The organism is bacterium (assembly GCA_035945995.1).
GTDB lineage: Bacteria > Sysuimicrobiota > Sysuimicrobiia > Sysuimicrobiales > Segetimicrobiaceae > DASSJF01.
The window spans coordinates 1-8,147 of the sequence record DASYZR010000030.1 but is presented as its reverse complement, the minus strand read 5'-3'; the positions used below and the strand labels follow the sequence as shown (position 1 = coordinate 8,147).

The window sequence follows — 8,147 nt, the reverse complement described above, 5'->3', positions numbered from 1 at the left end:
CTCGGATACTGACCCGGCGTCGCGGTCGACGGCTGCGTGGCCGGCTGTGTGGCTGGTTGCGTGGCCGGCTGTGTGGCTGGTTGCGTGGCCGGCTGTGTGGCTGGTTGCGTGGCCGGCGGCGTGCTGTAGGTCTGCGCCATTGCGGCGCCGGCGAATGTGGCCGAGAGAATCATTACGCCGAGGACGACGATCCCAAATCTGCGCATACACCCCTCCCTGTTGTGTCGCCCAACCGATACTTCCTCGTCCTTCGCTTCTTGAACGCGGTGTTATGATTTGCTATCACAATCCGTCACGCCCGCCGGCATTTACCGGAGAATCATGTGCCCGGTCGCCGCGAGGATGAGCAGACCAAGGAGCAGGAAAATCATCTACTGTTCACCCCCTCCCGTGCCCTTCTCTTTGACTGCTCCTATTATTTCCCCGGGCGACGATGGGCCAAACGCCGGGCCCGCGCGCATCCCTGACGCCTTAACCGGCGGCCGGCTCGGGAAGGGGCAGGCGGACCGGGCGGCACTCCCGCACGGCGCGGTATGCGGCTTCGACCAGTTCGGTGGCCCGATAACCGTCGGTCGCGGATACAGCCGGGGGGCCGTTCCCCGAGGGCGGCGTCGATGAAGAGCCGGTCTTCGGCCACGTTCCCCCACTTCTGCACGAACGGCATCGCGGTGCAGCCGATCGCGTCGACCTGAACGCGGGCGCCCCCGGTGAACGCGGCGCGCTCGAACCTGACGAGCAGCACAAACGCGTCGGGCTCGGCGTACACGCTCCGGCGGGCCCACCCCTGGACCTCCGCCGCCTCCCCGAAGAGAAACCGCGCCATGTCGAACACGTGCACCGGCGTTTCACATGAGTAGCCCCCGGTCACCCCGGGATCGGCCGTCCAGGGAGGCTCACGCAGTTCGCTCCGATTGTGCTTCAGCTGCGCCGCGATCGGGCGCAGCCGCCCGGCGTCGATGAGCCCCCGCGCGAAGACGTAGACGTTGGCGAACCGCCGGTTGAAGCCGATCCGATAGGCGCCGCGCGCCTTCCGCCGCCCGGCGGATGCGCAGGGCGCCGTCGAGCGACGTGGCCATGGGTTTCTCGGAGAACACGTGGCGCCGTGCGCGAGGGCGGCCAGAACCGGCTCGACGTGATGCTGTTCGGAGTCGTCACGTAGACGGCGCCGGCGTCGAGGAGCGCCGCGAGATCCGGCAGGGCCTTCGTGCCGACCTCGCCGGCCAGGCGCTGCGCCGCGGCGGGGACCGTGTCGGCCACGCCCACCAGATCGACGCGGGGATCGGCCTTGAGGTTGAGCGCGTGCAGGCGCCCGATGAAGCCCGCGCCGACGACGCCGACCCTCACGGCCGTTTCATACCGCGGTGCGACCGCCGTCCACGGCGATGATCTGGCCGGTGATGTAGTCGGAGGCCGCCGAGGCGAGAAAGACCGCGACGCCCTTCAGGTCTCCCGGCCGCCCGATGCGGCCGAGGGGAATCTGCGCCTCCACGCGCTGCCGGTTCTGCGCCAGCAGCGCCTCCGTCATCCGCGTCTTGAAGAATCCGGGGGCGATGCCGTTGACGCACACGTTGTAGGGGGCCCATTTGACGGCCAGATCCCGCGTGAACGCCACGACCCCGCCCTTCGCCGTGCTGTAGCCGATGGTGTCCAGCACGTCGGGCGGGTTCCCGACGAGACCGGCGATCGACGCGACGTTGATGATCTTGCCGCAGCGGCGCTCGACCATGAGGCGCCCCACCGCCTGCGTAACCAGGAACGTCCCGGTGAGATTGGTGTCCAGCACCTGCCGCCACCGATCGAGCGGCATCTCCAGCACGGGCGCGCCCCACGTCACGCCGGCGTTGTTGACCAGGATGTCGACCTTGGCAAATCGCGCCACCACCTGCTCGAGCATCGCGCCGACCGCCTCCGGCCGGCTGATGTCGCAGGGGACCGCGAGGCACTCGATGCCGGCCGCGCGGAATGCCGCTTCCGCCGCGCGGAGCCACTCCACCCGGCGCGCGGCCAGCACCACCGAGGCCCCGGCCTCGCCGAGGGCTTCCGCGGCCTCCCGGCCGAGTCCGCGCGATCCGCCCGTCACGAGCGCGACGCGGCCGGAGAGGTCGAAGAGGTCCTGGATCCGCGCGGAAGATTCCGCCCGTGGTTCCGACATCGGGCGCTACGCGACGTACCCGCCCGCGTCCAGGAGGCGCCCGGCGATCCGTCGCCGCAGCCGGATCCCGTCCGGCGGCACGTCCGGCACGAGGCCGTGCAGGGCGGCGAGCGCACCCCGCAGCTCCTCACCCTCCTCCACCGCCGCGAGCACCTGGCGGCAGCGTCCCTCCATCCTGAAGAGGCCGTCGGCGAGCCCGGCCCGGACCAGATCGACCTTGGCGTCGGCGGCGGCGCCGCGGTCCAGCGCGCGGTGCGCCCGAAGCAGGCCGCTTTCCATCGCGAAGACGTCGATCACCAGATCGGCGATCCCGGCGAGGATTTCCTGCTCATCGCCGAGCCTGTCCCCGCATTTGGCGACGGCGCTCCCCGCCACGCGCAGGCAGGCCGCGCGTGCGGCCTCGACGTCGCGATGCGCTTCAGCGAGGACGCCCCCGGAGGTTTCCACACCCGGGAGGGACCGGCCCGCGGCGCTGCGGACGGCGGCCAGGAGCGGGAGACGGCCCCGCTGCGCCCGGCGCAGCAGCATCCCCGTGATCAGCAGACGGTTGATCTCGTTTGTCCCCTCGTAGATGCGGTTGATGCGGGCGTCGCGGTACGCCCGCGCGGCCGGGTAGTCTTCGATGAAGCCGTACCCGCCGAAGATCTGCACCGTTTCATCCGCCACGAAGCCCGCGGCTTCCGACCCGTATACTTTGGCGATCGCGCACTCGACCGCGTACTCCTCGAGGGCGGCGACCGCTCCGTCCGGTGCCGTCCCGGCCGCCCGTATGAGGCCGCCCGTCCGGTAGATCATGCTTTCGAGAAGATAGATCCGCACTGCCATGTCCGCCAGCTTCTGCTGGATGAGCCCGAAGGACGCGATGGAGCGGCCGAACTGCCGGCGCTCTTTGGCATAGGCCACGGCGTGGCGCAGCGCGCGCTTCGCGGCGCCGGCGCAGGCCGTGGCCAGCTTGAGACGCCCCATGTTAAGGATGTTGAGCGCGACCCGGTGCCCGCCACCGACTTCGCCGAGGACGTTGCCGGCGGGCACGCGCGCGTTGTCGAAGAACAGGCTGGCCGTGGAGGAGCCCCGGATGCCCATCTTGTGCTCCTCCGGGCCCACCTCGAGCCCGTCCGTGGCCCGATCGACGATGAAACCCGTGAAGCGCTCGCCGTCGACCTTGGCGTAGGTCGTAAAGACGTCGGCGAAGCCGGCATTGGTGATGAACTGCTTGGTCCCGGTGAGCCGGTACGCGTCCCCGTCTTCGGTCAGGACGGCGCGGGTCCGAGCGGCCAGGGCGTCGGAACCGGCCGTGGGTTCGGTGAGCGCATAGGCGCCGACGAGCTCCCCGGCGGCAAGGCCCGGCAGGTACCGCCGCTTCTGCGCCTCGGTGCCGAAATACACGATGGGCAGCGTGCCGATCACGGTATGCGCGCCGAACGACACCGCGAACGACCCGCGGCTCATGGTCTCCGCCACGAGCAGCGACGTGATGAGATCGAGCCCGCTCCCGCCGTACTCTTCGGAGACATCGACGGCGAGGAATCCGAGCGCACCGAGCCGCCGCAAAAGCTCCCGCATCAGCGGATAATTGTGCGTCTCGAGGTCCGCGGCCCGCGGCTCTACTTCCGCGTCGAGGAAGGCGGCGAGGCTCCGGGCGGCCAGCCGGTGTTCCTCGGAAAAGTCTTCGGGCGTAAATATCTCGGGCGCGCCGGACCGCGCGAGCAGGAAGCCGCCCCCCACGGTGTGCATGCCGATGCGTGTTCGGAGCTCGGGCGCGGCTACCCTTCCTCCCCAAGCACGGGCTGCCGGCCGCAGATTGCTGTCGCGCAACCCGCGCGTATCCTCTTCCCCCGACCGCGTCGTCTTGCAGGAACCTGAAAGGGGTATGTTGCACTACACCCGCTTGGATCGCGGGGCGCGCGGAACATGACCCTAACGGAAGGGAGCGTGGTGCGACAGTGGGCGGGAGCGATGCGGCCTTCGTCCAGACGCCGTTTGAGCTCTTCGAACACAACCCGCTCCCCATGTACGTCTATGACCTGGACACCCTGCGGCTCCTCGACGCGAACGCCGCCGCCGTCGCCCGATACGGTTACGCGCACGATGAATTTCTGGCGCTGCGCGTCACCGACATCTGGCCTCCCGAGAGCGCGCCTCGTCCGCCCGCCGGAGCGGCGCGCGGACACCGCACCCTGCAATCCTCCGGCGAGTGGCGCCATCGGTGCAAGGACGGCCGGGCCTTCGACGCGCGCGTCTTCACGCAGGCGCTCCTGTACGCGGGCCGACGCGCGACGCTGGCGGTGGTCCAGGACCTGACCGAGACCGCGGAGCGACGACGCGCCGAAGAGGCGCTCCGTCAGAACGAGCTGCTGTTCCGCGCGCTGACCGAGCACAGCCGGGGCGCCGAAGACACCGTCCGCCGCCGGGCCGCGGACCTCGAAGCGCTGCACGGAATTGCCAAAGCGCTCCGGGAGGCCCGGTCGCTCGGGGAGATGTATCGCGCGCTCGTCGAGCGAAGCATGACGCTCTTCGGGGCCGCCCATGGAGCGCTCGCCCTGCTCAACCCGGACCGGACTATGTTCACGCGGGTGTACACGACGGGGATCGCCGACGAAGTGACGGGATCGACGTTTCCGGTCGCGGGCACGCGGTCCGGCAGGGTCGTGCAAACCAGTGAGTCGTTCGTTATCGGCGAGTTCGCGGGCCAGATCCTGCCGCCGTTCATGGAGGCCGCACTCTACCAAGCCCTCGGGCCGTTCGCGCTGGTCCCCGTCCGGTCCGAGGAAGAGATTCTCGGCACGCTCGTGGTGGCCCGGTCCCGGACGGCGGAGAACCGGCCGTTCACGGGAGCCGACGTGCGCCTCCTCGAGACGATCGCCGAAACGGGCGGAACGGCCATCCGCCGCGCCCGGCTCTACAACGAGACCGAGCGCCGGGCCGCGGAATTCGCCAGCCTGTACGACACCGCCCGCGACCTGGGCACGCAGCACGATCTGCACGCGCAGCTCGAGGCCATCGTCGAGCGGGCCGCCGACCTCCTGCACGCGCACGGGAGCACGCTCGCGATCTACGACCCGCAGCGCGACGACCTCGAAATGACCGTCGCCAAGAACGCCCCGATGCCGATCGGCACCCGTGTCCCCATGGGACACGGATTTCTCGGCCGGCTGGCGGCGAGTCGGGAGCCCATGCGGATCGACGACTACCACTCCTGGGACGGGCGCCTGCCGCACTCCGAACGGCTGCCTCTCGGCCCGCTCCTCGGCGTGCCGATGCTGTATCGCGGTGAACTGATCGGGACGCTCGACGTCCACGAGGCTCCCGCCTCGACCCGCCGGTTCACGGACGGCGACACCCGCCTGCTGACGTTGTTCGCCGGCCAGGCCGCCGCCGCGCTGCACAACGCCCGTCTCTTTGCCGAAACGGAGAAGCACCTGCGGCAGGTTCAAGCGCTGCACGAGATCGATGTCGCGATCAGCGGCACCTTCGATCTGCGCGTCACGCTGCAGCTATTCCTCAGCAAGGTCGTGGAGCATCTCGGCGTGGATGCCGCCGACGTCTTGTTGTTCCGGCGGGCGGCGCAGGCCTTGGAATATGCCGCGGGCCGGGGCTTCCGCAGCCTTTGGGCCGGCCCGCATCACGTGCCCCTGGGCGGCAACGCCCTCAATCGCGTCATCTTCGAGCGGACACCCGTCGTCATGCCGGACGTGATCTCGATGTCGGATTTCCGCAGGGCGCAGATGTTCCGGGAAGAAGGATTTGTCGCGTACGCCGCCGTGCCGCTGACCGCCAAAGGCCAGGTGCAGGGGGTCTTGGAGGTCTTCCACCGGCGGCCGCTGGCCGTCAGTGAGCCGTGGATGAATCTCCTGACCATCCTGGCCGGCCAGGCTGCCATCGCCGTGGAGAACGCGACGCTCGTCGGCGATCTCCAGCGGGCGAACACCGATCTGACGCTCGCCTACGACCGCACGATCGAGGGTTGGTCGAGAGCCCTCGACCTTCGGGACAAGGAAACCGAGGGCCACAGTCAGCGCGTCGCCGACATGGCCGTCGCGCTGGCCCAGGCCTTGGGAATGCCGGACGGCGATCTGACGCACCTGCGCCGGGGTGCGCTGCTGCACGATATCGGTAAGATGAGCGTCCCCGACGGCATCTTGGGAAAGCCGGGGCCGCTCACGGAGGAAGAATGGGCGATCATGCGCCGGCACCCCGTCCAGGCCTACGAATTGCTCTCGCCGATCGAGTACCTGCGGCCGGCGCTCGACATCCCCTACTGCCATCACGAGAGATGGGACGGGACCGGCTACCCGCGTGGGCTCAGGGAGGACCAGATTCCCTTCGCCGCGCGCGTGTTTGCCGTCGTCGACGTGTGGGACGCCCTCCGGTCGGAGCGGCCGTATCGCCCGGCGTGGAGCGAGGCCGAGACGCGGGAGTATCTTCAGCAGCACGCGGGAACGCACTTCGACCCGGCGGTCGTCGAGGCGATGCTGGAACTGACGCGGGGCTCCAACTCCGCCGCGTAAGCATCACTCCAGATCGTACGTCGCGCGTTTCCGTCCCAACACGGATGGGTAAATTGATTGCAACGTGCCATGAGCAGCCGTCTTTTGACGTGCCAGGTTGATGAGGCGTCGCTCGCCAACATCGTACACCCGTCCGGCGAAGTCGATCTGTCCACGGTCTCGATTCTGCGGCAGGCGCTGACCACGGCGTTATCCCTGGGCCGTCATGTCATCGTCGACCTCAGTGATGTCACCTACATCGACAGCACCGGGTTCCGCGAGTTGCTGGCCCACCGCCGCATCTACCGCGAGAACGATCGTCTCATGGTGCTGGCCAATCCGCAGCACCAGGTGCAGGACGTGATCGACACGCTGAATTTCTATCAGGTGATCCCGGTCTTCCCGTCGATCGACACCGCGCAGAACTCGCTCAAGGGGGCGCCGCGGCCGGCACGCTGATTTTTGCAGCGACGCGAATCAGTCGAGCGCCCCGATGCGTTCCGCCCCGTCCCCGTTCGCGCGCCCGGCGGCGTGATCGTCCATCCAATTACAGTACCGTGCTGCGTCATCTGGCGGGCCGGTAGTTCCCCTAGGAGGGACGCCGGTGTTTGACGTGATCCCACGCATGCCGGATCGAATCGCGCAGGCGTTCCCAGAGGTTCTCGCCTTCACCGATCCGGTAGCCGTGCGACGCGGCCCATGTCGGGAACTCGACCTCGAGGCCCGGCGCCACGTCGTCCCACGGCCGGCCGAGGTAGCGCGGATCCAGGCCCATCGAGTCCGCGTACCGGTACCCCAGCTCGACATCTTCCCAGCGGCGGCCGGACCCACTGTAACGGCTCTCCCACATCCTCCGATATTCCGGCGCGCGCTCATCCCATTGTCCGCTCCACGGATCGGTTTTCGCGCGCTCCACGTCCAGGGCGCTGTCCCAGGCTTCACGCACCGCATGCTTGACGCCGTCCCAGTCCGCTCCGCCGCGGTCCAGGCCTTGCTGCTGCATCCAGCGGGGATATTCCGCCCGCAATTCTGTCTCGACCTCGTCCCACCGGCGTCCCTCGAACCGGCTGTCGAACGCCATCTCATAGGCGAAGCGCTTGCCGGGCGTCTCCTCATCCGGCATCCGGCCCGCATCGGGCGGGGTCTTCGCGTCCATCGCATGCCTCCCTCGAACGTCGCTACGCGGTGCGCCCGCGGCCGGGTCTCACAGACCGCGTTGAGCATACAAGAACCCAATGCTGAGGTGATAGAGTTCTTTGCTGTAGATATCGGTGTGATACCCTGAGAACTTCACAACCCCCTTCTCGGGACGCCCGAACGGCGGGATCTGGGCTGGCCACGGCCCCGGTGACGCTCGTGGAATACGGCGACTACGAGTGTCCGTATACCGGAGCAGCGTATCCGATCGTCAAAGAGGTGCAACGGCGCCTCGGTGCCCGGCTGCGGTTCGTCGTTCGCAACTTTCCGTTGACGGTCCGGCGCCCTCACGCGCAGCAGGCGGCGGAGGC

General features: G+C 68.8%; 9 protein-coding genes. 3 read left to right on the top strand and 6 right to left on the bottom strand.

Annotated elements, in window-relative coordinates:
* From VGZ23_02755 to VGZ23_02735, 5 genes are all read right to left on the bottom strand, one after another.
* Window positions 1-206: hypothetical protein (locus VGZ23_02755; GenBank protein HEV2356519.1), on the bottom strand; the 206-nt coding region annotated here is incomplete at its 3' end.
* 209 nt (window positions 207-415) lie between these two features.
* A complete protein-coding gene (locus VGZ23_02750; GenBank protein ID HEV2356518.1) occupies window positions 416-868 on the bottom strand; it encodes a hypothetical protein in 453 nt (150 codons plus the stop codon).
* Window positions 869-918: 50 nt separating this feature from the next.
* Window positions 919-1,344 (bottom strand): Gfo/Idh/MocA family oxidoreductase, encoded by a 426-nt coding sequence (locus VGZ23_02745; GenBank protein HEV2356517.1) that lies wholly within the window; start codon window positions 1,342-1,344, stop codon window positions 919-921.
* A 7-nt stretch (window positions 1,345-1,351) separates the two neighbouring features.
* Complete coding sequence (locus VGZ23_02740) at window positions 1,352-2,152, bottom strand: SDR family oxidoreductase (protein ID HEV2356516.1); 801 nt, start codon at window positions 2,150-2,152, stop codon at window positions 1,352-1,354.
* Between the two features lie 6 nt (window positions 2,153-2,158).
* A complete protein-coding gene (locus VGZ23_02735; GenBank protein ID HEV2356515.1) occupies window positions 2,159-3,886 on the bottom strand; it encodes an acyl-CoA dehydrogenase family protein in 1,728 nt (575 codons plus the stop codon).
* Between the two features lie 209 nt (window positions 3,887-4,095).
* Between VGZ23_02735 and VGZ23_02730 the strand changes: the two genes are divergently transcribed.
* Entirely contained in the window at window positions 4,096-6,660 is a 2,565-nt protein-coding gene (locus tag VGZ23_02730) for a GAF domain-containing protein (protein HEV2356514.1), read from the top strand.
* Window positions 6,661-6,729: 69 nt separating this feature from the next.
* Complete coding sequence (locus VGZ23_02725; GenBank protein HEV2356513.1) at window positions 6,730-7,098, top strand: STAS domain-containing protein; 369 nt, start codon at window positions 6,730-6,732, stop codon at window positions 7,096-7,098.
* 130 nt (window positions 7,099-7,228) lie between these two features.
* Here the strand turns inward: VGZ23_02725 and VGZ23_02720 are convergent, their stop codons facing one another.
* On the bottom strand, window positions 7,229-7,795 hold the full coding sequence (locus tag VGZ23_02720; protein HEV2356512.1) for a hypothetical protein: 567 nt from the start codon (window positions 7,793-7,795) through the stop codon (window positions 7,229-7,231).
* Between the two features lie 125 nt (window positions 7,796-7,920).
* On the opposite strand from VGZ23_02720, the gene VGZ23_02715 reads away from it, so the two are divergent.
* On the top strand, window positions 7,921-8,147 hold a 227-nt coding region (locus VGZ23_02715; protein HEV2356511.1), incomplete at its 3' end, for a thioredoxin domain-containing protein.